The sequence below is a fragment of the Achromobacter aegrifaciens genome, assembly GCF_902859965.1.
Lineage (GTDB): Bacteria > Pseudomonadota > Gammaproteobacteria > Burkholderiales > Burkholderiaceae_B > Achromobacter > Achromobacter aegrifaciens.
This window is the reverse complement of sequence record NZ_CADIKO010000001.1, coordinates 289605-310047: the sequence shown is the minus strand read 5'-3', so window position 1 is coordinate 310047 and position 20443 is coordinate 289605. Positions and strand designations below refer to the sequence as shown.

Annotated in this window: 20 protein-coding genes; 10 read left to right on the top strand and 10 right to left on the bottom strand. The window is 67.6% G+C overall.

Annotated elements, in window-relative coordinates:
- The first annotated feature begins 105 nt into the window (after positions 1–105).
- Together trpB and trpA are read left to right on the top strand one after the other, a co-directional pair.
- Positions 106–1314 carry a tryptophan synthase subunit beta gene (gene trpB, locus HV793_RS01580; protein ID WP_054451780.1) on the top strand — a complete coding sequence of 403 codons (1209 nt, stop codon included), beginning with the start codon at positions 106–108 and terminating at the stop codon, positions 1312–1314.
- On the top strand, positions 1311–2096 hold the full coding sequence (gene trpA / locus HV793_RS01575; protein ID WP_175212530.1) for a tryptophan synthase subunit alpha: 786 nt from the start codon (positions 1311–1313) through the stop codon (positions 2094–2096). The genes trpB and trpA overlap by 4 nt, the downstream gene beginning before the upstream one ends.
- A 43-nt stretch (positions 2097–2139) precedes the next feature.
- Here trpA and HV793_RS01570 read toward each other — a convergent pair whose 3' ends face one another.
- From HV793_RS01570 to HV793_RS01550, 5 genes are read right to left on the bottom strand one after another with little or no spacing between them, the layout of a single operon-like run.
- A complete protein-coding gene (locus HV793_RS01570) occupies positions 2140–3408 on the bottom strand; it encodes an NAD(P)/FAD-dependent oxidoreductase (protein WP_054451776.1) in 1269 nt (422 codons plus the stop codon).
- Between the two features lie 28 nt (positions 3409–3436).
- Positions 3437–4735 carry an NAD(P)/FAD-dependent oxidoreductase gene (locus HV793_RS01565; RefSeq protein ID WP_175212529.1) on the bottom strand — a complete coding sequence of 433 codons (1299 nt, stop codon included), beginning with the start codon at positions 4733–4735 and terminating at the stop codon, positions 3437–3439.
- Positions 4736–4745: 10 nt separating this feature from the next.
- On the bottom strand, positions 4746–5477 hold the full coding sequence (locus HV793_RS01560) for an amino acid ABC transporter ATP-binding protein (RefSeq protein WP_175160240.1): 732 nt from the start codon (positions 5475–5477) through the stop codon (positions 4746–4748).
- On the bottom strand, positions 5474–6133 hold the full coding sequence (locus HV793_RS01555; protein WP_054451769.1) for an amino acid ABC transporter permease: 660 nt from the start codon (positions 6131–6133) through the stop codon (positions 5474–5476). The genes HV793_RS01560 and HV793_RS01555 overlap by 4 nt, the downstream gene beginning before the upstream one ends.
- Before the next feature lie 54 nt (positions 6134–6187).
- Positions 6188–6943, bottom strand: a complete 756-nt coding sequence (locus HV793_RS01550; RefSeq protein ID WP_125471231.1) for a substrate-binding periplasmic protein — start codon at positions 6941–6943, stop codon at positions 6188–6190.
- A 327-nt stretch (positions 6944–7270) separates the two neighbouring features.
- Between HV793_RS01550 and HV793_RS01545 the strand changes: the two genes are divergently transcribed.
- On the top strand, positions 7271–8128 hold the full coding sequence (locus HV793_RS01545) for an IclR family transcriptional regulator (RefSeq protein WP_175212528.1): 858 nt from the start codon (positions 7271–7273) through the stop codon (positions 8126–8128).
- Positions 8129–8158: 30 nt separating this feature from the next.
- Here HV793_RS01545 and HV793_RS01540 read toward each other — a convergent pair whose 3' ends face one another.
- The 4 genes from HV793_RS01540 to HV793_RS01525 all read right to left on the bottom strand — a co-directional run bounded on the left by HV793_RS01540 (position 8159) and on the right by HV793_RS01525 (position 10833).
- The gene (locus tag HV793_RS01540) at positions 8159–8617 is read right to left on the bottom strand and encodes a hypothetical protein (protein ID WP_244958572.1); all 459 of its coding nucleotides are present in this window, start codon (positions 8615–8617) and stop codon (positions 8159–8161) included.
- Positions 8618–8858: 241 nt separating this feature from the next.
- Positions 8859–9074, bottom strand: a complete 216-nt coding sequence (locus tag HV793_RS01535; protein WP_147400236.1) for a hypothetical protein — start codon at positions 9072–9074, stop codon at positions 8859–8861.
- Positions 9071–9658 carry an AAA family ATPase gene (locus tag HV793_RS01530; protein WP_054451764.1) on the bottom strand — a complete coding sequence of 196 codons (588 nt, stop codon included), beginning with the start codon at positions 9656–9658 and terminating at the stop codon, positions 9071–9073. The genes HV793_RS01535 and HV793_RS01530 overlap by 4 nt, the downstream gene beginning before the upstream one ends.
- Complete coding sequence (locus HV793_RS01525) at positions 9655–10833, bottom strand: phage tail sheath family protein (protein ID WP_175212526.1); 1179 nt, start codon at positions 10831–10833, stop codon at positions 9655–9657. The genes HV793_RS01530 and HV793_RS01525 overlap by 4 nt, the downstream gene beginning before the upstream one ends.
- Before the next feature lie 511 nt (positions 10834–11344).
- Between HV793_RS01525 and HV793_RS01520 the strand changes: the two genes are divergently transcribed.
- Complete coding sequence (locus tag HV793_RS01520) at positions 11345–13816, top strand: carbohydrate-binding family V/XII (RefSeq protein WP_244958562.1); 2472 nt, start codon at positions 11345–11347, stop codon at positions 13814–13816.
- Between the two features lie 135 nt (positions 13817–13951).
- Positions 13952–14560, top strand: a complete 609-nt coding sequence (locus HV793_RS01515; RefSeq protein WP_119449475.1) for a LysE family translocator — start codon at positions 13952–13954, stop codon at positions 14558–14560.
- Between the two features lie 24 nt (positions 14561–14584).
- Here HV793_RS01515 and HV793_RS01510 read toward each other — a convergent pair whose 3' ends face one another.
- Positions 14585–15328 carry a hypothetical protein gene (locus HV793_RS01510; protein ID WP_175212524.1) on the bottom strand — a complete coding sequence of 248 codons (744 nt, stop codon included), beginning with the start codon at positions 15326–15328 and terminating at the stop codon, positions 14585–14587.
- 164 nt (positions 15329–15492) lie between these two features.
- Here HV793_RS01510 and HV793_RS01505 point away from each other — a divergent pair, with 164 nt between their 5' ends.
- The 5 genes from HV793_RS01505 (at position 15493) to HV793_RS01485 (ending at position 20417) form a co-directional block, all read left to right on the top strand.
- The gene (locus HV793_RS01505) at positions 15493–16287 is read left to right on the top strand and encodes an enoyl-CoA hydratase (protein WP_175212523.1); all 795 of its coding nucleotides are present in this window, start codon (positions 15493–15495) and stop codon (positions 16285–16287) included.
- Positions 16287–17423 (top strand): CaiB/BaiF CoA transferase family protein, encoded by a 1137-nt coding sequence (locus HV793_RS01500; RefSeq protein WP_175212522.1) that lies wholly within the window; start codon positions 16287–16289, stop codon positions 17421–17423. The genes HV793_RS01505 and HV793_RS01500 overlap by 1 nt, the downstream gene beginning before the upstream one ends.
- Positions 17424–17462: 39 nt before the next feature.
- Positions 17463–18374, top strand: coding sequence for a LysR family transcriptional regulator (locus tag HV793_RS01495; RefSeq protein ID WP_054451750.1), 912 nt, complete (start codon positions 17463–17465; stop codon positions 18372–18374).
- 114 nt (positions 18375–18488) lie between these two features.
- Positions 18489–19481, top strand: a complete 993-nt coding sequence (locus HV793_RS01490) for a Bug family tripartite tricarboxylate transporter substrate binding protein (protein WP_054451748.1) — start codon at positions 18489–18491, stop codon at positions 19479–19481.
- Positions 19482–19655: 174 nt separating this feature from the next.
- On the top strand, positions 19656–20417 hold the full coding sequence (locus tag HV793_RS01485) for a class II aldolase/adducin family protein (RefSeq protein WP_119449472.1): 762 nt from the start codon (positions 19656–19658) through the stop codon (positions 20415–20417).
- Positions 20418–20443: the final 26 nt, after the last annotated feature.

Sequence of the window (20443 nt, the reverse complement as noted above, 5' to 3'; positions counted from 1 at the left end):
TTAGCTGAGCTTACATATATGGGAAATAAATCATTGATTCAAATAAGTATTTTGTGACGATAGCATAAGGAAAATCCTACTCATCCCGTCACGGAAAACCTATCCATGCCACTCGCCATCCATCCGGCCGCGCCCGACAGCCGAGGCCAATTCGGCCCCTACGGCGGCCGCTACATGCCCGAAACGCTGGTCCCCGCCCTGGACGAACTTGAACGCCAGTTCAAGGCGGCGCTGGCGGACGAGGACTTCTGGCAGACCTACCGCGGCCTGCTGGCCGACTATGTGGGCCGGCCGAGCCCGCTGTTCCTGGCGCGCGGCGTTTCCGGGGAGCTGGGCGGCGCGCAGGTCTACCTCAAGCGCGAAGACCTCAACCACACCGGCGCGCACAAGATCAACAACTGCCTGGGGCAGATCCTGCTGGCGCGCCGCATGGGCAAGCGCCGCATCATTGCCGAAACCGGCGCGGGCCAGCATGGCGTGGCGACTGCCACCGTCTGCGCCCTGTTCGGCCTGCAGTGCGTGGTTTACATGGGCGCCGAAGACATGGAGCGCCAGTCCGTCAACGTGCGCCGCATGCGGATGCTGGGCGCCGAGGTGCGCGCGGTGCACGCCGGCACCGCCACCCTGAAGGACGCGATGAACGAGGCCTTGCGCGACTGGATCGCCCATCCCGCCGACACGTACTACCTGCTGGGCACCGGCGCCGGACCGCATCCTTATCCCTGGCTGGTGCGCGAGTTCCAGAAGGTGATCGGGGAGGAGACGCGCCAGCAGATCGCGGCCAAGACCGGCCGCGTGCCCGACGCCATGGTGGCCTGCGTAGGCGGAGGCTCCAACGCGATGGGGTTTTTCTACCCCTTTCTGGAACTGGCAGACGTGCGTCTGTACGGCGTCGAAGCCGGCGGGCTGGGCCTGGCCAGCGGGGCGCACGCGGCCAGCATCAGCGCGGGCCACGAGGGCGTGCTGCACGGCTGCCGCAGCTATTACCTGCAGGACGAAGACGGCCAGATCGTCAACGCGCATTCGATATCGGCCGGCCTCGACTATCCGGGCGTCGGGCCCGAACACGCCTTGCTGCATGACCGCAAGCGCGTGGACTACGTGTCGGTCACGGATGCCGAGGCCGTGTCGGCCTTCCATTGGCTGACGCGCAAGGAAGGCATCCTGCCCGCGCTGGAAAGCGCGCATGCGCTGGCCTACGTACGCAAGCTGGCGCCGCGGATGGCGCCCCACGAGATTCTCGTCGTGTGCCTGAGCGGACGCGGCGACAAGGACATGGACACGGTGACCCAATTTGGCGAGGTGGCGGCATGACCCGGCTTGATCGAACCTTGGCGGAGCTGCGCCAATCTGGACGCAGTGGGCTGGTGACCTATTTTGCGGCGGGCGATCCCGATCCTGCCGCATGCCTGGAGCTGCTGCGCGGCTTGCGCGCGGCGGGCGCGGACGTGATCGAACTCGGCATGCCGTTCAGCGATCCGGTCGCGGACGGTCCCGTGCTGCAGCGGGCCAACGTGCGTGCGCTGGCCGGCGGCCAGACCCTGAAGCGCACGCTGACCCTGGTGCGCGATTTCCGCGAGGCGGACGCGCATACGCCCTTGGTGCTGATGGGCTATCTGAATCCCATCCTGCGGCATGGGGTTGAAGGCTTCATCGAGGACGCGGCCGCGGCGGGCGCGGACGGCCTGATCCTCATTGACCTGCCGCTCGAACATGCCGACGAGATCAGCCGCGCGGCGCGCGCGCATGGCCTGCATCTGATCCGGATGTCCGCGCCCACGTCCGAGGACGCGCGGCTGGCGGGCTTGCTGCGCGACGCCAGCGGGTTTGTCTATCACATCATGCTGGCCGGCACGACGGGTGCGGACTTGCCTGACGAGCGCCGCATCGCGCAGGATCTGGACCGGCTGCGCTCGCATACCAGGCTGCCGGTGGCTGCGGGCTTCGGCGTGCGTTCGCCTGATGAAGCCCGGCTCGTCGCGCGGCATGCCGATCTGGTGGTGGTCGGCTCGCGGCTTGCGCAAGTGCTGGCGGAGCAGGGCGTGGCGGGCGCGCTGGACGAGGTGCGGGGGCTGGCGGCGGCGCTGCGGGGGTAAACGGCGCGTGCGCCGTCCTGGAAGGCCGGGCAGCGCGCATGCCTCAGGCGTACCGCTCCAGCCGGAACGCCCTGATGTCGACGGGCGTTTCGTTCCCCTGGATAAGGGCGGCCAAGGTTTCACCCACCGCGGGACCGATGCCGAATCCGTGTCCGGAGAAGCCGGATGCCAAGTAAAGCCCCGGCACGGCGGCGACCGGCGCGATGACAGGCATGGCGTCCGGCGTCACGTCGATGTAGCCGCCCCAGGATTGCGCGATGCGGGCCTGCTGGAACACGGGGAAGGCGCGCAGCAGGCGCTCCCAGGCCTGGTCGATCCCGCGTTTGTAAGGCGCGGGATCGAGCACGCGGCAGCGCTCGTAAGGCGTTTCGCGGTCGGCCGGAAAGCGGCGCGGCGTCGCCAGTTCTTCGAAGAAGCGCTTGCTGAAGCGGATCCGGACCAGCGAGTTGTTGGCGATCCAGGCGCGCAGGAACTTGCCCATCAGGCGGAAACTGTCCGGCACCAGTTCGGCCAGCGAGGCCGAGAACTGCGAGACGGTATAGCCGCCGTCGGCGCGCTTGCGGCAGGTGAAGTCCTTGCCGTTGATTGCCAGCGAAACGCCGGCGTCGAAAGGTTCGGTGCGCAACACCGAACCGCGCACCTTCAACTGCGGAAAGTCCACGCCCAGATTGCCGCAGAACAGGCGCGACCAGCCGCCGGCGGCCACCAGCACCGCCTGCGCGCGCAGCGTACCGCGTTCGGTGATGACGGTGTCGGCGCGGCCAGCGCTGGTCTCCACGCCGCGCACGGCGCAGTTTTCGTATATCAGCGCGCCGGCCTGGCGAGCCAGCGCCGCGACGCCCTGCGTGGCGATCTGCGGCTCGGCCACGCCGTCGGCGGCGCTGTAGAGCGCGCCGGTCCAGGCGCGTCCGGAACTGGGCAGCAGGCGCAGGGCTGCTTCGCGGCCCAGCATATCGGCCTCTACGCCATAGGCGCGCGCCTTGGCCAGCCAGCTTTCGTGCTCGGCGGCGTCCGTCTCGTTTTCTTGCAGGTAGACCAGCCCGTTGCGGCGGTAGCCGACTTCGACCTGGGCCTGGATCTCGCGCCAGAGCTGGTTGGCGCGCAGCGCCAGCGGCACTTCGGGCAGGTCGCGTCCCAAGGTGCGTACCCAGCCCCAGTTGCGCGAGGACTGCTCGCAGGCCAGCGTGCCTTTTTCGAACAGCGCACAGCGCACGCCTGCGCGCGCCAGCGCGAGCGCCGTGCTCACGCCTATGATGCCGCCGCCGATGATGGCCACGTCCACCGTGGCAGGAAATTGCGTTTGTGTCGTCATGGCAAAGTGAAAGCGCCAGGGCAGGGGGTCAGGCGGGGTAGCCCAGCGCGTCGCGCAGGCGGTACCAGTTGATGGCCAGCGTGGCGCCGAATTGCCGCGCCGGGTAGAAGGGCATGCGCTCGATGGGCGTGACGGGGAAGTCGAGTTCGCCCGCCGGCACGCCGCGGATGGCGTCGGTCAGCACGCGGCCCAGCGCCGTGCCCATGGCCACGCCGCGCCCGCAATAGCCGTAAGCGGTCCAGATGCCCGGCGCCAGCCGATGCACGCGAGGCAGGTCGTCCATGGTCATGCCCACGCGGCAAGCCCAGCCATGGCGCCACGCGGCGTCGGCCAACTGCGGGAAGCGCGCGACTGCGGCGCGGCGCAACTGTTCGCCGGTGGACGGATCCAGGCGCTCGGACGAATGCCCGCGGCCGCCGATGACGAAGCGACCTTCCGGGTCGATGCGGCAGTAGTAGGTAATCTTGCGCGTTTCGGAGATGCCGGCGCGCAGCGGCAACAATTGCTCCTGCAGCGCTTGCGGCAGGGGATCGGTGGCGATCTGTGCGCTGGATACGTTGACATACGACTGCGCGACGGCCGGCCACAGCCGGTCGGTGTAGGCGTCCGTCGCCAGTACGACGTGGCGTGCCTGGACCGCAAAGCCGTTCACGCTCAGCGTCGCGCCGCCGTCCGGCGTGGGCGCGATGGCGGACACCGGCGAGTGGTCGTGCACCGCCGCGCCTGCGACCTGCGCCGCGTGCGCCAGTCCGCGGGCGAAGGCCAGCGGCTGCACCGCGCCTGCGCGCTTTTCGCGCAGGCCCGCGGGCCAGAACGAGGATCCGGTGGCCGCGCACATCGCGTCGGCGTCCAGGTATTCGACGTCGCCGCCGTGGGCGTTCAGCTCGCGCGCGCGGCTTTTGAGATAGCTGCCCGACGCCGCCGAGAACGCGCCCTGGATCCAGCCATTGCGGGTGGGCGAGCAATCGATGCGCAGGCGTTCGGCCAGTTCGAAAAGGTAATCGGCATTGCCGTAGGCAAAGCGCATCATGCGCGTGGCCGTGTCCGCGCCGAAGCGGCGGATCAGCGCGGCAGGGCCGGGCTTGAATCCCGGCACCACCTGGCCGCCGTTGCGCCCGGAGGCGCGGTGGGCCACTTCATGGGATTCGAACAGCGCCACCTTGAAGCCGGCTTCGGCCAGATGCAAGGCGGCCGACAGGCCGGTGAAGCCGCCGCCGACCACGGCGGCGTCGACATGCAGCGGACCGGCCAACGCCGGCGAGGCGGCGCGCGCAGGCGCGGTCGCGGCCCACAGCGTGGCTGCGGGCGAAAACAGATCGTTGTTCATGGTGCCGGAGCTACTGGGCGTGGGTGACGCGTTTGAGGAAATCACGCATGCGTTCGTTGCGGGGATTGGTCAGCACTTCGCGCGAGGGGCCCTGTTCGGCGATACGGCCGTTTTCCAGGAACAGAACGCGGTCAGAGACGTTGCGCGCGAAGTCCATTTCGTGCGTGACGATGACCATGGTCATGCCCTTCTCGGCCAGCGTGCGCATCACGGACAGCACCTCGCCCACGAGTTCCGGATCCAGCGCCGAGGTCGGCTCGTCGAACAGGATGGCCTCGGGTTCCATCGCCAGCGCACGGGCGATGGCCACGCGCTGCTGCTGGCCGCCGGAGAGCTGCTGCGGATAGTGGTTCATCTTCTCGGCCAGGCCGACCGACGCCAGAATCTCGCGGCCGCGGGCGGTGGCGGACTCGACGCTTTCGCCCTTGACGTGCACCGGGCCTTCAATGACGTTCTCCAGCGCGGTGCGGTGCGGGAACAGGTTGAAACGCTGGAACACCATGGCCACGCGCTGGCGGATGTTCTGGATGTCCTTGCGGCGCGCGTCCACGGTGATGCCGTCTATCGTGATGCGGCCGCCGTCGTAGCGCTCCAGGCCATTGATGCAGCGCAGGAGCGTGGACTTGCCGGAGCCGGACGGTCCGATCAGGCAGACCACTTCGCCTTGCCGGATTTCGGCGTCGATGCCTTCCAGCACGCGGTGGGCGCCGAACGACTTGCTGAGGTTTTCGATCTTGATCATTGGCGGCGCCCCAAGCGGCGTTCAAGTTTGCCGATGAAGTACATCATGGGCAGGCTCATGGCCAGGTACATGAGGGCTACCAGCGTGAAGATGGTGGCGCTCTTGAAGGTGGAAGAGGCAATCAGCTTGCTCTGCATGGACAGCTCGACCACGGTGATGACCGCTGTTTGCGAGGAATCCTTCAGCATCATGACCACGTTGTTGCCGTAGGGCGGCAGCGCGACCTTGAAGGCCTGCGGCAGCACCACGCGGCGCATCAGCTTGGCGCGCGACATGCCCAGCGACTGGGCAGCTTCGAACTGGCCGGGATCGACCGCGTCGATGCCCGAGCGGAACACTTCCGACATGTACGAGGAGTACGCGATGCCCAGGCCCAGCGCGCCGGCCTGGAAGGCGGTCAGGCTGATACCGATTTCGGGCAGCACGAAGTACATGTAGAACAGCACGACGATGATGGGAACGCCGCGGATGATGTTGGTGAGGATGCGGCTGGCGTGCGATAGCGGCGCAACGCCGCTGACCCGCAGCAGAGCCCAGAACAGGCCGAGCGCCGTGGCGATGACCAGCGCCGCCGCAGTAATGGCGATGGTCGTCAGCACCCCCTGCATCAGCACCGGGAAGAACTCCGCGGCGTCACTGAAAAATGACTGGAACATCTTGGATACCTGTTATGCGGCGCGCCGCGGCGGATCGGGCCGCGGCGCTCGGGATCAGGGCGCGACGCCCCACTTCTTCATGATGGCGGCAAGGGTGCCGTCCTGGCGCAGCACATCGATGGCCGCGTTGAGCTGCTTGACGCGTTCGGCGTCTCCCTTGCGCACGGCAAGCGCGATGTTGGTGGGCATGGCAGGCTGATAGCTTTCGACGTAGCGCACGTTGCGCACGCCCTGGGTGCGGACCTGGTAGGAAATCACCGGTCCGTCGCCGAAGGCCGCGTCCAGGCGTCCGAGCGCCACGTCGCGCACCAGGTCGGACATGGTTTCGTACATCTTGATTTCCTTGAGGCCGGGCGCGGCCTTCAACGGCTCGACGTAGAGCGTGCCGATCTGCACGCCGACGGTCTTGCCCTTCAGGTCGGCAATGCTCTTGTAATCGGTCTTGTCCTTCTCCGGCACGATCAGGGCCTCGCCGTACTCCACCACCAACTGCGTGAAATCGACCACTTCGGCGCGCTGCGGCGTCTTGGCGAAGGCCGAGGCGATGATGTCGATCTTGTTGGTCTGCAGGGCCGGCACCAGCGAGGCGAACGGGATGGGCATGACTTCTGCAGTGAAGCCGGCCTGCTTGCCCACTGCGTGGGCGATGTCGATCATCACGCCCTGCAGGGTATTGGTCTTCGGATCCAGGAAGTTGAACGGCACCGCGGTCGGCGTGGCGCCTACCTTGACGGTCTGGGCGTGCGCGCCCGACAGGGCGGCGGCGCACAGCGCCGTCGCCAACAACGTTTTCAACACTTTGTGCAGCATCGGAATCCCCTTGGAAGCTGGAATCGCGCGCCTGCACGGTGTACCGGACGTCCGATTTCGTCCTTGTCAGGTGCGCATTATCGTATCGAATAGCGATAAGCTTCTATCGCATGTAGATTTTATAATCCGGCCAAGGAAAGCCTGTCAATCAACTCCGGTTTTAGCTAAGCGCTTTTTATTTAAGGGTTTTCCCGAGATTACCTGATGCGAAAAAGGTAGAATGCATCAAAAGAACCGCGGCTTTTCCTTGCATTCATTTGAATTGGAATGCAATCTCTGCGTATCGAACACTAATAGACTGGGCGGCCTGCGCCGCCCAGCCCAGCCATGAATCCGGAAACCTCCACGCTGTACGTCCAATCGCTGGCCACGGGCATCGCCGTGCTCGATGCCTTCGATGCCGAACACACCTCCATGAGCCTGCCGGACATTGCCGCCGCCGCGGGCATCACCCGCAGCGCGGCGCAGCGCTTCGCGTTCACGCTGGAAGCGCTGGGGCTGCTCAACAAGGACCCTGTCAGCAAGCGCTATTCGCTGTCGTCCCGCACGCTGGACGCAGGTTGCCGCTACCTGGAATCGCATCCGCTGCTGGACCGCGCCAATCCCTTCCTGCTGGAACTCAATCGCAATGCCGGCGAAACCGTGAACCTGGCGGAGCCGGCCGGGCAGGACATGATCTACATCGGCCGCTTTCCCAGCCCCTTGCGGTTACTGGTGCACATGCCGGTGGGCCGGCGCATCCCGATGTACTGCTCCTCCACCGGGCGCGTGTACCTCGCCGGCATGAGCGACGAGCAAGCTCGCGAGGCCCTGGAGGCCAGCGAGCGCGTGAAGTACACGGCCAACACGCTGACCGGCCTGGATGAACTGATGGCGCAGATCCGCCTGTCGCGCGAGCAGGGCTACGCCTGCTGCAAAGAGGAGTACTACCGCGGGGATCTGGCGCTGGCGGTGCCGGTCTACGACCTGAACCAGCGTGTGGTGGCGGGCCTGCAGCTGTCCGTGTCGGCGGCCAAGTGGACGGTCAAGCGCGCGGTGTCGCGCTTCGTTCCGATGATGCTGGAAACGGCCAGGCAAATCTCCACGTCGCCACCCACGCCTCGCGCCTTGACGGCGTTCGGCGGCGGCGCTGCGCGCGACCTGCACGCCGAGCCGCCAGGGCGCGTCAGCGGACGCAAGTCGTGAGGCTGGCGGCTGCTCCAGGCAGTTGCGGCTTCAAGCCGTTTGCGGCGTCTTTGCGCCCGGCTCGCCGCGGCGACCAGGCTTGCCATACAGCAGGCGCGCGCACAGGAACGCGCTGAGCGCGCCGGGCGCCGCGCCGATGGTCAGGGGGAAGCCCAGCTCTTCCAGCCAGGGCCTGCCCTGGGAGATAAAACCCGTCAGGAAAACGAAGCCATAGACGGCGCCGACCAGCGCCATCGCGGCATAGGCGCGCCAGGACGGATGCGCCGGCCGCAACGCGCCGGCCACGATGCCGCACAGCAGGGCGGGCACGAAGCCGAAAATGTAAAACCAGGGCAGGGCGTAGACCAGCATGAGCAGGTTCTCGGGATCCCGGGTCACGGCCGTCAGCGCGATGATGACGCCTGCGCCGCCGATGGGCGGCGCGGCCACGCCGTAGAGTGCGCCGCCCGCGACCAGATCGCTGCCCAGGCGCCGGCCGGCAGTGCCCATTGTGTGTTGCCGCCTGCGGCGGTAAGCGATGGCGGCGAGAGCGCCTAGAAGCAGTATGCCGGCCGAGATATAGGGGGTCATCGCGTCATGCAGAATGTGGGCGGGAGTGGCATGGCCGGCTTGCCGCGGGAAAGCGGCAAGCCGGTGCAACAGGTCTGATGATACCGTGGCGGCCGGCCAGGTTTTCCTGCGCGCGCCGCGCCCGCATCGCACGCAGCGCCATTCTGCGGCGGCGCGGCGCTCAAGTCGGGTCGTTGCCGGCGCGCGCGTCAGCGGCGCCGGCGCTGTCGTTCAATGAGCTGGCCAGCGCGGGGGCGGCCTCGTCCGCTGCGGGCTGTTGCTCCGTGCGCCGCATCAGCCGTTTGCTCACCATGGCGGCGACGAAGGCATTGCGTTGGGCCGCGTTGTAACCGGGGTGGCTGAGTTCGCGTACGTATTCGTTGATCACGGGTTTCATGGATGTTCTCTCGTCTTGAGGCCAGGCAGGGGCCGGGCGTGTTGGCTTGCATCGGCGCGGACGGCTTGCAGCAGGCGCGCCATGGTGACTTCGGCGCCGGTGTCGGCGGTAAAGAGCGCGCGGCTCCAGCGGCGCGCGCGCTGATCCGGCGCGGGCGCCGGAAACTGGACCACGAAGCGCAGCCGCCTCAGGAATGCGCTGTCCAGGTTGGACTTCAGGCTGGCGGCCCGCGACGCCAGGCCGCGGTAGGACTGCATGGGTTGCAACAGGTAGCTGACCTCGATATTGGCGTAGCGGTCATGGCTGTCCTTGACGTTCGCGCGCTTGCCGAAGAGAGCGTCGGCTTCGTCGAAGTACAGGACCGCGCCGCGCTGCTCGACCGACTCGAACAGGCGGCTCAGGTTTTCCTCGGTTTCGGCGATGTATTTGCTGACGATCCTGGACAGGTCGATGCGATGCAGCGCCAGCCCCGTATCGCGCGCCAGTTCCTCGGCAGCCTCGAAGGCCTGCGCCCGTGCGCGCGGGTCATGTTGGACGCCGGTGTCCCAAAACGCGAGGATGCGCGGTTCCGTGGGTGCGTTCATGGGGGACTTCCTTCCGTTTGCCCGGCGCGTTGCTGGACCCGGATGACCACGAACTCGGCCGGCCTGAGCGGAGCGAATCCCACCAGGATGTTGACCATGCCGCGATCCCTGTCCTGTTGCGTGGTGGTCTCGCCATCGCACTTGACCAGATAGGCATCGCGGGGCGTGCCGCCCTGGAAGGCGCCCTGGCGGAACAGTGCATTCATGAAGGCGCTGACGTTCAGCCTGATCTGCGCCCAAAGCGGCTCGTCGTTGGGCTCGAACGCGGCCCACTGCGTTCCGCGCAAGAGCGATTGTTCCAGGTGCAGCGCCAGGCGGCGCACCGGCACGTACTTGTATTCCGAGGCGAAGTGGTCCGTGCCTTGCAGGGTCCGCGCGCCCCAGCAGACCGCGCCGCGTCCGGCAAAGGTGCGCAGGCAATTGACGCCCAGGGTATTCAGGTTGCGGCTCTCGTCGTCGCTGACCGCCGCGGCCAGGGACAGGACGCCAGCGAGGCCCGCGTCGATGCCGGCTGGCGCTTTCCAGACGCCGAGGTCGGCGTCGGTGCGCGCATACAGGCCCGCGATCGTGCCGCAAGGCGCGGTCAGGCGCGGCAGGCCATTCTTCAGCGGGTCGGCCGCGCGGGTCCAAGGGAAATACAGCGCGGCATGATCGGACCTGGGCAGCGCCGCACCCATGACTGCGGCCGCCATGGAGGCCGCATCGGCCGCCGCGGGCGGCGCATCGATGATCATGAAGGCGTGCAGCTCTTTGCAGTAGGACACGGCATCGGCCAGCACGATGCTGTGCGTGATGCCGGGCAGGCATAGCAGGTTGAAGGCATGGGCATCGTCCAGCGCGTAGAGGCCCCGGCGCTGCGCGCGCTGGCCGATGAAAGCGGCATGCGCGTCCAGCGGATCGTTCTGCGCAGGCTGCGCCACGCGCACGACCCAGGCTTGAGCGCCGCCGTTCAGGAAGAATTGAAGCACCGCGTAGCCGAGTTCGCAGCCCTCGGCCAGCCCGCCGAACTCGCGTTCGTAGTCGGCGAAATCCTGGATGTGGACGGGATGGTTGAGCGGTCCGCGCATGGCCGTGCCCAGGAACGCGGCAACCGAGGTCGGCGCGCCTGCAATGGTGCGCACGCCTGCGGGAATTTCCTGGACATACACCCCGGGATGAGTCAGGGCAGGGACCATGAACTGCTCCTTTCCACGGCGACTTGATGGCGTGAACCTGCAGCAGGAGAGTCTTCGCGGGACGGCCGAAGCGCCGCGGACAGAGGGCCGGGCGTGGGCGCGACACGCCGTAGCGCGGGCGTCTGGCGGGCGTTGCGCCGCGCTTCTAGTTGGATTGCAGCGGAAAGGCAATCGGGCATAAGCAGCAGCCCTGATGAGATGTTTTATAGAAGGTCTGATAAAAGCGGGCAATAGCTTTTCAGCGGTGTTAACGTTCTGTTGCTTATTCAGAAGCCGGCCCTTGCAGGACGCCTTGCAGGCAGGCCGGTCGAGGCTTGGCCCGTAGCGGCGGCGCTGCGGGAAATCAGAGTGGCCGGGGGCCCGACTGGCGGCCGCGGCCCTCAACGAGGAGCGCGAGATGTGTAGCCTGACCCGACTGTGGCGCGTGCATGTTTTCCCGACAACATCGTCAGCGCCCGCGAACCCGCCCGGGCGCCTTTCTCGCCTCGCTCTCGCCCTTGCCGTGGCCGGCATGGCTGCCGGCGCGGGCCTGACGCCAACCGGCGCGGCGCAGGCGCAAGCCCAGGGACAGACCCCGGCGCAAACGGCGCCCGCCCAATCCGATGCGCAGGAAGAGGCCGCGCGTTCGCTGCAATGGCCGCGCAGTTTCGAGGCCGCCGACGGCACGCGCGTGGAGCTCTATCAACCCCAGATCGATACCTGGACTGCCGACCGCATTACGGGCCGCATGGCGGTGGCGGTTGGCGCCGCCAAGGGCAATCCCACCTACGGCGTGGCAGACTTTTCCGCCCGTGCCGAGGTCAACAAGCCGGCGGGTTTGGTGCATCTGTCGGACATCCGGATCGAGCGCGTGCAGGTGCCCACCTCGCCGGAAGCCGCCGCCAAGCTGCGCAGCCAGCTTGAAGCGCGCCTGCCGGCCAAGGGCGTGGTCACGCGGCTTGATGCACTGCAACTGAGCTATACGCTGTCCCAGAACAACCCGGCCACGAAAACCGTCCCGGTGGACAACGCGCCGCCGCGCATCATCTACCGCACGGTGCCGACCGTGCTGGTGCTGATCGACGGCGGACCTGTATTGGCCGAGGTGCCTGATGCCGCAGGCTGGCGCCGGGTCGTCAACACGCGCGCGTTGATGCTGGCGGACAACGCGGGCCGCTATTTCCTGCAGGCCGCTGGCCATTGGTACGAAGCGCGCACCGCCACCGGGCCGTGGACGGACCTGCCGCAGCCGCCCGAGGCTCTGCTGGCCGCCGCTGTTGCGGCGCGCCGCAAGGCCGAGCCGGACCCGATGCTGCCGCATGGCGGCAAGGCGCCGCACCGCGCGCCCGCCATCGCGGTGTCCACCGCGCCGGCCGAGTTGCTGGTGACCGTCGGCCAGCCTGAAATGCGGCCGGTGCCAGGGACTTCGCTGCTGTCGGTGGCCAATGCCGATCATGCCCTGTTCATGAATCCGGGCGACAACCGCTACTACGTGCTGGTGTCCGGCCGCTGGTTCCGGGGCGCCAGCCTGGACGGCCCCTGGTCCTACGTGCCGGGCAAGCAGCTGCCGCGCGATTTCGCCAAGATTCCGTCAAAGGATCCGCAGTCGGGCGTGCTGGCTTCGGTGCCGGGCACGCCGCAGGCCAAGGAGGCGCTGATTGCCTCCACCATTCCGCAGACCGCCACGGTGTCGCGCAGCGCGGCGAAATTGCAGGTGGAATATGCCGGCGGCTCCCCGACGCTGCGGCCCATCGAGGGTACGGCGCTGTATTACGCCGCCAATTCGCAGGTGCCGGTGATACAGGCCGAAGGCCGCTACTACGCGTTGTCGCGCGCTGTCTGGTTCGTATCGGATTCGCCCATGGGGCCGTGGCGCGTGGCTGACCATGTGCCGGCGATCATCTACGCCATACCCGTCAGCTCGCCGCTGCACTACGTCACCTACGTGCAGGTGTACGGATCCACCCCGCAGAGCGTGGTGTTCGGCTACACGCCGGGCTACATGGGCGTGGTGGCCAGTCCCGACGGCACCGTGGTGTATGGCACGGGTTACGCGTATCCGCCGGTCATCGTGCAGGACACCTGGGTGGGCTATCCGCCCAGCTATGGCTACGACGCGGCCTTCGCCACCGCGACCGGTTTCGCCTTCGGCTTCGTCGCTGGCGAGACCTGGGGCGGCGCGGCGCCCTATTGGGGGCCATACTGGGGCGCGCCTTATTGGGGCGGCGTCAACGTGAACCAGGTCGACGTCTATGGCGCCTGGGGCGGCTCCGGCGTGGTCACGCACGCGGCCGGCTGGAACGGCTGGACCGGCACCGAATGGCAGGGCACCCACGCCGAGGGCTACAACCCCCAGACCGGCGCAGCCTTCGAAGGCACGCGCGGCGCGGCCTATAACGAGTACACCGGCAATGCGGCTGCCGGGCGGCGCGACGCCTATACCAACCCGGCGACCGGCGCTTCGGGCGCTGGCCGGGCGGGCGTGGTCGCCAACGACGACGGCCAATGGGCTGCCGGCCGCCAGGACGTGCGCACCAATGCCAACACCGGCCGCAGCACCATCTCGTCGGCCACGGCGACCGGCACGGCGGGCGACGGCGTCAGCAGCGTGGACCGGCGCGGCGCCACGTACGACCGCAACACGAACAGCGGCATGGCATGGAACAACGGCAACGTGTACGCGGACCACAACGGCAACGTCTACGAGCACAACGACAACGGCTGGCAGCAGCACACCAGTTCCGGTTGGCAGCCCGTGCAGCCCAGCGCGCAGTCCGGCGGCAATTACCTGAACGGCCAGCGCCAGGCGCGCGACTATTCCGACGACCGCATGGGCGGCATGGAGGGCGGCGGTTGGCAGGACCGCGGAATGCAGGGCGGCGGCTGGCGCGACCGCGGCATGGGGGGCGCGGAAGGCGGCGGCTGGCAGGGGCGCGGCATGGGCGGCCGGGGAGGCTGGGGCGGCGGCTTCGGCGGATTCCATGGTGGAGGGTTCCGCCGCTGAGCGGCAGGCCGCCAGAGCAGGCGGCGCGGAAGGGGGGAGCGGCGCCTGCCGGTCCGCTTCCATTCCGGCCGCATTTGCGCAGCTCTGGCGCCGCGGTCTAGACTGGCCGCTTTCCCTTCTTTCACGCACTCCGCCATGGCGCTGCATAGCTGGCTCATCTATCTGGTCGCGGTCATCGGCCTGTCGGTAACCCCCGGACCGAACACGCTGCTCGCGCTGACCCATGGCGCACTGCATGGGCACCGCAAGGCCCTGTGCACCATCGCGGGCGGCGCAGTGGGCTTTGTCGCGCTCATCGCCTTGTCGATGCTGGGTATCAGCGCCTTGCTCAAGGCCTGGGGCCCAGCGCTGACGGTATTGAAGTGGGCGGGCGGGGCCTATCTGATCTGGCTCGGCATCCAGCTTTGGCGCGCCCCGGGCGTGCAGTTGCAGCCGGCCCCTGACATGCCGCGCATACGTGGCATGCGCATGTTCAGCCAGGGCCTGCTGTCGGCCATTTCCAATCCCAAGGCCCTGCTGTTCTACGGCGCCTTCCTGCCGCAGTTCATTGATCCTGCGCGCAGCCTGTACACGCAGTTCGCGATCATGGCCGGGACCTTCGTGGTGGTGGAGTTCCTGGTCGAGTACGTGTTGGCGCGACTGGCGCATCGCGTGCGCCCCTGGCTGGAGCGCGCCGGCCGGCGTTTCAACAAGGTGTGCGGCGGTTTGTTTGCCGCCATGGGGGCGGCGCTGCCGGGGTCTTGATCGCCGGCGTGCTGCGTTGCCGCTTCAGTCCTCAGCGAGCCACCGCCCGGATTCCGGATCGATCGCCGCCCGGGCTCCATCCATCCGCACTTGTTCCTCATCCAGCCGCGCGGCGGTAGCCGGATCGACATCGAAGGCGATGCCGAGCGCGTTTGCGATGCGGGCGTCTTCAATAGGCAGTTCCCACGTCAGGAACAATTGCGCCAGTTCCAGGCCGGCCGCGAAGTCGGCCTCGCGAAAACCCTTGCCGTCGCGCGGGATGACGGCATGCGGCTGGCAGGTATCGAAGATCATGGCGGTGCCGCGCACGAGCGGAATGCGCAGGCCGGCGGCCGGGAAATGCACGTCCAGGCCCCGGTCTTCGCTCAGGAACAGATTGCAGAAGGCGGCGCCGCCATATTGGCCGCCGTCATGGTGGTAGCGGGCGCCGCGGCAGGCCATGAGGGCGATGTCGGCGCTCGCCAGCACGTCGGACAGCCCCCGGTCGTGCGTCCAGTCGCGCATGGCTTGCAGGCATAGTCCGTATTCGGGCCAGCGCGCCTGCGTGCGCGCCAGCGGCATCTGCTCCACGTCCCCGGGTTCCAGATACAGGCGCGTGGCCATCTCGCGCTCCCAATCCGACAGCACGCGCGCGGGCGGCACGGGTACGTCCAGCGTGGCGGTCAGCACCGTGCCGCTGACGCTGCGGCTGCGCATGGCGTCGCCGCTCCAGTAGAAGGATGTCAGGCGGCCGGGCGTGTAATGATGCGAGGGTGGGGCGTGGTTCATCGGGCTTCGAGCATCCGCGCGGGTTGCGGTTGGGCGGCTATCGTACCCAAGCCGCCCGTGCTTCGGTATTTATTCCATTCCAGACTTATTTCATGAAAATTACTCGTTTGTTGTGATGAAACCTCGCCCTTAGCATCGTTGCCATAACCCTAGCTGGAGTTTCCATGACCGCGCCTGTTCCCGCCTTTTCCCATGCCCTCGTGACCCGCGACGAGCGCGGCGTCTATACCCTGCAGATCCACGACGCCAAGAGCTTGAACATCCTGGCCTCGGCGGTCACGTTGAGCCTGACCGAGGCTGCCCGTTGGATCGCGGCCCAGGACGATGCCCGCGCGGTCGTCATCCGCGGCTCGGGCGAGCGCGCCTTCGTGGGCGGCGCCAACATCTATGAAATGGCCGAACTCGACCCGCAGGGCGCGCGCGAGTTCATCACCCGGCTGCGCGACCTGTGCGACGCCGTGGCCGCGATTCCGGTGCCCACCATCGCCCGCATTCCGGGCTTCTGCCTGGGCGCCGGCATGGAGCTGGCCGCGGCCTGCGACATCCGCCTGGGCTCGGCGGACGCGGTTTTCGGCATGCCCGAGGTGCGCGTGGGCATTCCGTCCGTGATCCACGCCGTGCTGCTGCCGGCCATCATCGGTCCCGGCCCCACCAACTGGCTGCTGCTGACCGGCGAGACCGTGGACGCGACCCAGGCCCGGCAGTGGGGCTTCCTGGAATTCGTCAGCGAGACCGGCGCGCTGGACGCCCTGGTCGAGCGCACCGTGGCGCCCATCGCCGAAAGCGGTCCGATCGCCGTGCGTTCGCAGAAGGCCCTGCTGCGCTACTGGAGCGAGTCGACTGTCGAAGCCGGCCTGGATCGCAGCGTGGCGGCGTTCGGCGAGGCCTTCACCACCGACGAGCCGCGCCGCTACATGGCGCCCTTCGTCAATCGCAAGAAGCAGCAGGAGGCCAAGTAATGGCCGGTCCGCTCGCGGGCGTGCGCGTCATCGACCTGACGTCGGTGGCCATGGGGCCGTACGGCACGCAGATCCTCGCCGACATGGGCGCGGATGTCATCAAGGTCGAGGCGCCCGAAGGCGACGTGTTCCGCACCTCGGCTCCGGCCGCGAGTCCGGGCATGGGGCCGGCTTACCTGAACCTCAACCGCAACAAGTACAGCGTGACGCTGGATGCCAAGACGCCGGCCGATCGCGAAAGCCTGCTGCGCCTGATCGATGGCGCGGACGTGTTCGTGTCCAACGTGCGTCCGGCGGCCCTGGCGCGCCTGGGCCTGGACGCGGACACGCTGCGCGCGCGCAACCCGCGCCTGATCCATTGCTCGGCCGTGGGCTTCGGCCAGGACGGCCCCTATGCGGCGCGTCCGGCCTTCGATGACATCATCCAGGCCATGAGCGGCCTGGCCGATTTGCAGGGGCGCAACAGCGGCGCGCCGGCCTATGTGAACACCATCCTTGCGGACAAGGTGGCGGGCCTGACGCTGGCCTACGCCATACCCATGGCGCTGTACGAGCGCGAGCGTTCGGGTCAGGGGCAGGCGGTTGAGGTCCCCATGTTCGAGACCCTGGTCTCCTTCACGTTGATCGAACACATGAGCGGCCACAGCTTCGTGCCGCCGCGGGGACCCATGGGCTACAGCCGCGTGCTGTCGCCGCAGCGGCGTCCCTACCGTACTCGCGACGGCTACCTGGCGCTGCTGCCCTACACCGACGCGCAGTGGCGGCGCTTCTTCGCCCTGGCCGAACGTGCGGACCTGGCGGCGGACGCGCGCTATGTCGACGCAAGCGCGCGCGCGCGGCACTTCGACGAGCTCTATCAGGACCTGGCGGACATCGTCGCCTTGCGTGGTACCGAGGAATGGCTGGCGCTGCTGGCGGACGCGGACATTCCGCACTCGCGGGTGAACACGCCGGAAGCCCTGTTCGAGGATCCGCACCTGAAGGCGACGGGCTTCTTCCAGCGCGTGGAACATCCGACCGAAGGGCCGCTGGTGGCCGCCGGCATCCCGGTGCGCTTCTCGCGCACGCCGGGCGAGATCAGGCGCCAGGCGCCGCGCCAGGATGCCGATCGCGATATGCTCGAGCCTGCGCGCTGAGGCCGGCATGGCCGGCGGCGCCTGGCGGCGACTTCGACCATGAACATCACTCTCAAGCAATTGCGCGTGTTTTGCGCGCTATACGAACTGCGCAGTTTCACGGCGGCCGCGCGCGCAGCCTTCGTGACGCAATCGGCCGTCAGCAAGCTCTGCGCCGAACTTGAGGCCGAGGTCGGCCAGCCGCTGTTCGAGCGCTCCACCCGCAGCGTCACGCCCTGCGACGGCGCGGCGGATTTCTACGCCTATGCCCAGGAAATCCTGGGCACCGTGCGCGCCGCCGAGCGCAGCATGTCGGGCCTGCGCACGCTGGAGCGCGGCACGGTGGGCGTGGCCACTTCGCCGCTGATGATGGTTGGCCTGCTGGGCGAGGTGGTGGCCGACTATCACCGCGCCCATCCCAGCGTGAAGCTGGATTTGTTCGAACTTTCCACCGACGACACCATCGAGCACGTGCGCAACGGCCGCGCCGACTTCGGCATCGTCTCGGTCGAGATCCCTTCGGAAGAACTGGCCACCCGGGTCATCTATCGCGACACCATGTACGCGGTGTGCGCGCCGCGCCATGCGTTGACGCGCAAGCGTTCGGTGTCATGGGCCGACGTGGCCGCCCATGATCACATCATGCTACGCAACGTGTATAGCGTGCGGCGCAGCCTGGACCGCGTGGCGGCCGACCTGAACCTGGAATTCCGCTACCGCATCGAGGCCGGCATGCTGACCTCGGCGTTGAAGCTGGTCGGTGCGGGCCTGGGGATAACGGTCGTGCCCGGTTATGCCTGCGATCTGGCGCGGCAGTTGGGCCTGCGCATCCTCGCCATAGACGGCGCTCGCAAGCACGGGCACGAACTCTGGCTCATCCAGCGCCGCAACGCGCGGCTGTCGCTGGCGGCTTCAGCCTTCCTACAGGCGACCGAGGAATATCTGCGGCAGCGCCAGGCTTCAGAGAATTAATCCCAGTTTGGAATAAGTCTATGAAAATTAGTCCCTTGTTGGGATAAACGGGTCGCAAGCATCATACGGTCAGAGTTCAAGAGGCCGACCCGCGGCCCCTCACAGGAGACAAGCATGATCCGACCGTTCGGCGTCCGCCGCCGCCTGCTGGCCGCTGGCAGCCTCACCGTCCTGACCGCGCTGGCTGGCGCACTGCCGTCCGTGGCATTGGCGCAGGGCGCCTATCCTGACAAGCCCATCACCATCGTCGTGCCGTTCTCTCCGGGCAGCGCCACCGACACCAGCGCGCGCATCATTGCCGAGAAGCTCGGCCCACGCCTGAACGTGCCCGTCGTCATCGAGAACAAGCCCGGCGCGTCTGGCACCATCGGCGCCTCGTTCGTCGCGCGCGCCCAGCCCGACGGCTACACGCTGATCCTCACCAGCAGCTCGACGCACTCGGCCACGCCGGCGCTGTTCCGCAAGCTGCCGTTCGATCCCACCGGCGACTTCACCCACGTCGTGCGCATCGCCACCATTCCGATGATGCTGGTGGTGCGCGAGGACGCGCCCTACAAGTCGCTGCAGGAACTGGTCAAGGCCACGCAGGCCAAGCCCCTGAACTACGCGTATGGCTCGCCCACCAGCCAGATCGCCGGCGCCACCTTCAACACGGTGGCGGGCGCCGCGGCCAACGGCGTGCCGTACAAGAGCCAGCCGCCGGCCGTGACCGACCTGCTGGGCGGCCACGTCGACTACCTGTTCGCCGACCTCTCTGTCGTGACCTCGTTCATGCAGGCCGGCAAGCTGCGCGGCCTGGCCTACACGGGCCATGAACGCGCCAAGGAGTTCCCCAGCGTGCCGACGCTGGCCGAGCTGGGCTACCAGAAGTTCGACCTGGTCGTGTGGGTCGGCGTGGCCGTGCCGGCCAAGACGCCCGACGCCATCGTGCAGAAACTGAACCAGGAAGTCGCCGCCATCCTGCGCGAGCCGGACGTGCTGCAGCGCTTCGAATCCCTGGGCATGCAGGTCTCGCCCAACAGCGTGGCTGAACACCAGGCCTTCGCGCAGTCGCAGCGCCAGGTCTGGACCCAGCGCGCGATCGACGCGAAGATCGAACCGCAGTGATCGAACCGCAATAAACGGCGGGAAATGAACAGGGCGTCCGACGGGCGCCCTTTTTCCATGAGACGGGGTGACCGCTCCTTGGCCGCGCCCCGTGCCGGCCGCCGCCAAAACGAATAAAGTGCCAGACAGCGTCCGCCCGATCGCGGCGGGCAATCATCAAGACACGGAGACAACATGGATACGGCAGGCAAGGGCGCCAGCGTGCGCGAACAGGTCAGCGCAACGGAATGGGAGGTCCGCAAGGATCTGGCGGCGCTATACCGTTTGGTGGCGCTGTTCGGCTGGGACGATCTGATCTTCACCCACATCACGGCCAAGGTGCCGGGGACCGAACATTTCCTGATCAACCCCTACGGCATGATGTTCGACGAAATCACGGCATCGAGCCTGGTCAAGATCGATCTGGACGGGCGCAAGGTGATGGAGTCGGAGTACGACATCAATCCAGCCGGCTTCACCATCCATAGCTGTATCCACGCGGCCCGCAAGGACGCGATGTGCGTGCTGCATACGCACTCCATCAACGGCGTGGCGGTGTCGGCGCAGAAGGCCGGCCTGCTGCCGCTGTCGCAGTTCGCGTTCATCGTGCTGCGTTCGCTCAGCTACCACGACTACGAAGGCCTGGCGCTCAATCCCGAGGAACAGCCTCGCCTGGTGCGGGACCTGGGCAGCAACACTTATCTCATCTTGCGCAACCATGGCCTGTTGACCGTGGGGCAGAGCATGGCCGAAGCGTTCCAGGCCATGCACCGGCTGGAGGCCGCCTGCATGGTGCAGGTGCGGGCCCAGGCCGGTGGCGAACTGACCTACATTCCGCCTGACATCCTGAAGAACGCCACGGTGGAATCGCAGGCCGACCGCGCGCACAAGGCCATGCTGGCCTGGCCGGGACTGCTGCGCCGCCTGGACCGCCGCAACCCGGGCTACGCGGAGTAGCCGCCGGGCGCGGGCCCCAATGGCTT

Coding starts and splice junctions, on each gene's coding strand:
- HV793_RS01495 (WP_054451750.1), top strand. CDS start 17,463: ATGAACATCACTCTCAAGCAATTGCGCGTGTTTTGCGCGCTATACGAA.
- trpB (WP_054451780.1), top strand. CDS start 106: ATGCCACTCGCCATCCATCCGGCCGCGCCCGACAGCCGAGGCCAATTC.
- HV793_RS01555 (WP_054451769.1), bottom strand. CDS start 6,133: ATGTTCCAGTCATTTTTCAGTGACGCCGCGGAGTTCTTCCCGGTGCTG.
- HV793_RS01550 (WP_125471231.1), bottom strand. CDS start 6,943: ATGCTGCACAAAGTGTTGAAAACGTTGTTGGCGACGGCGCTGTGCGCC.
- HV793_RS01540 (WP_244958572.1), bottom strand. CDS start 8,617: ATGGGCACTGCCGGCCGGCGCCTGGGCAGCGATCTGGTCGCGGGCGGC.
- HV793_RS01510 (WP_175212524.1), bottom strand. CDS start 15,328: ATGAACCACGCCCCACCCTCGCATCATTACACGCCCGGCCGCCTGACA.
- trpA (WP_175212530.1), top strand. CDS start 1,311: ATGACCCGGCTTGATCGAACCTTGGCGGAGCTGCGCCAATCTGGACGC.
- HV793_RS01505 (WP_175212523.1), top strand. CDS start 15,493: ATGACCGCGCCTGTTCCCGCCTTTTCCCATGCCCTCGTGACCCGCGAC.
- HV793_RS01545 (WP_175212528.1), top strand. CDS start 7,271: ATGAATCCGGAAACCTCCACGCTGTACGTCCAATCGCTGGCCACGGGC.
- HV793_RS01490 (WP_054451748.1), top strand. CDS start 18,489: ATGATCCGACCGTTCGGCGTCCGCCGCCGCCTGCTGGCCGCTGGCAGC.
- HV793_RS01515 (WP_119449475.1), top strand. CDS start 13,952: ATGGCGCTGCATAGCTGGCTCATCTATCTGGTCGCGGTCATCGGCCTG.
- HV793_RS01565 (WP_175212529.1), bottom strand. CDS start 4,735: ATGAACAACGATCTGTTTTCGCCCGCAGCCACGCTGTGGGCCGCGACC.
- HV793_RS01530 (WP_054451764.1), bottom strand. CDS start 9,658: ATGAACGCACCCACGGAACCGCGCATCCTCGCGTTTTGGGACACCGGC.
- HV793_RS01535 (WP_147400236.1), bottom strand. CDS start 9,074: ATGAAACCCGTGATCAACGAATACGTACGCGAACTCAGCCACCCCGGT.
- HV793_RS01560 (WP_175160240.1), bottom strand. CDS start 5,477: ATGATCAAGATCGAAAACCTCAGCAAGTCGTTCGGCGCCCACCGCGTG.
- HV793_RS01570 (WP_054451776.1), bottom strand. CDS start 3,408: ATGACGACACAAACGCAATTTCCTGCCACGGTGGACGTGGCCATCATC.
- HV793_RS01485 (WP_119449472.1), top strand. CDS start 19,656: ATGGATACGGCAGGCAAGGGCGCCAGCGTGCGCGAACAGGTCAGCGCA.
- HV793_RS01525 (WP_175212526.1), bottom strand. CDS start 10,833: ATGGTCCCTGCCCTGACTCATCCCGGGGTGTATGTCCAGGAAATTCCC.
- HV793_RS01520 (WP_244958562.1), top strand. CDS start 11,345: ATGGCTGCCGGCGCGGGCCTGACGCCAACCGGCGCGGCGCAGGCGCAA.
- HV793_RS01500 (WP_175212522.1), top strand. CDS start 16,287: ATGGCCGGTCCGCTCGCGGGCGTGCGCGTCATCGACCTGACGTCGGTG.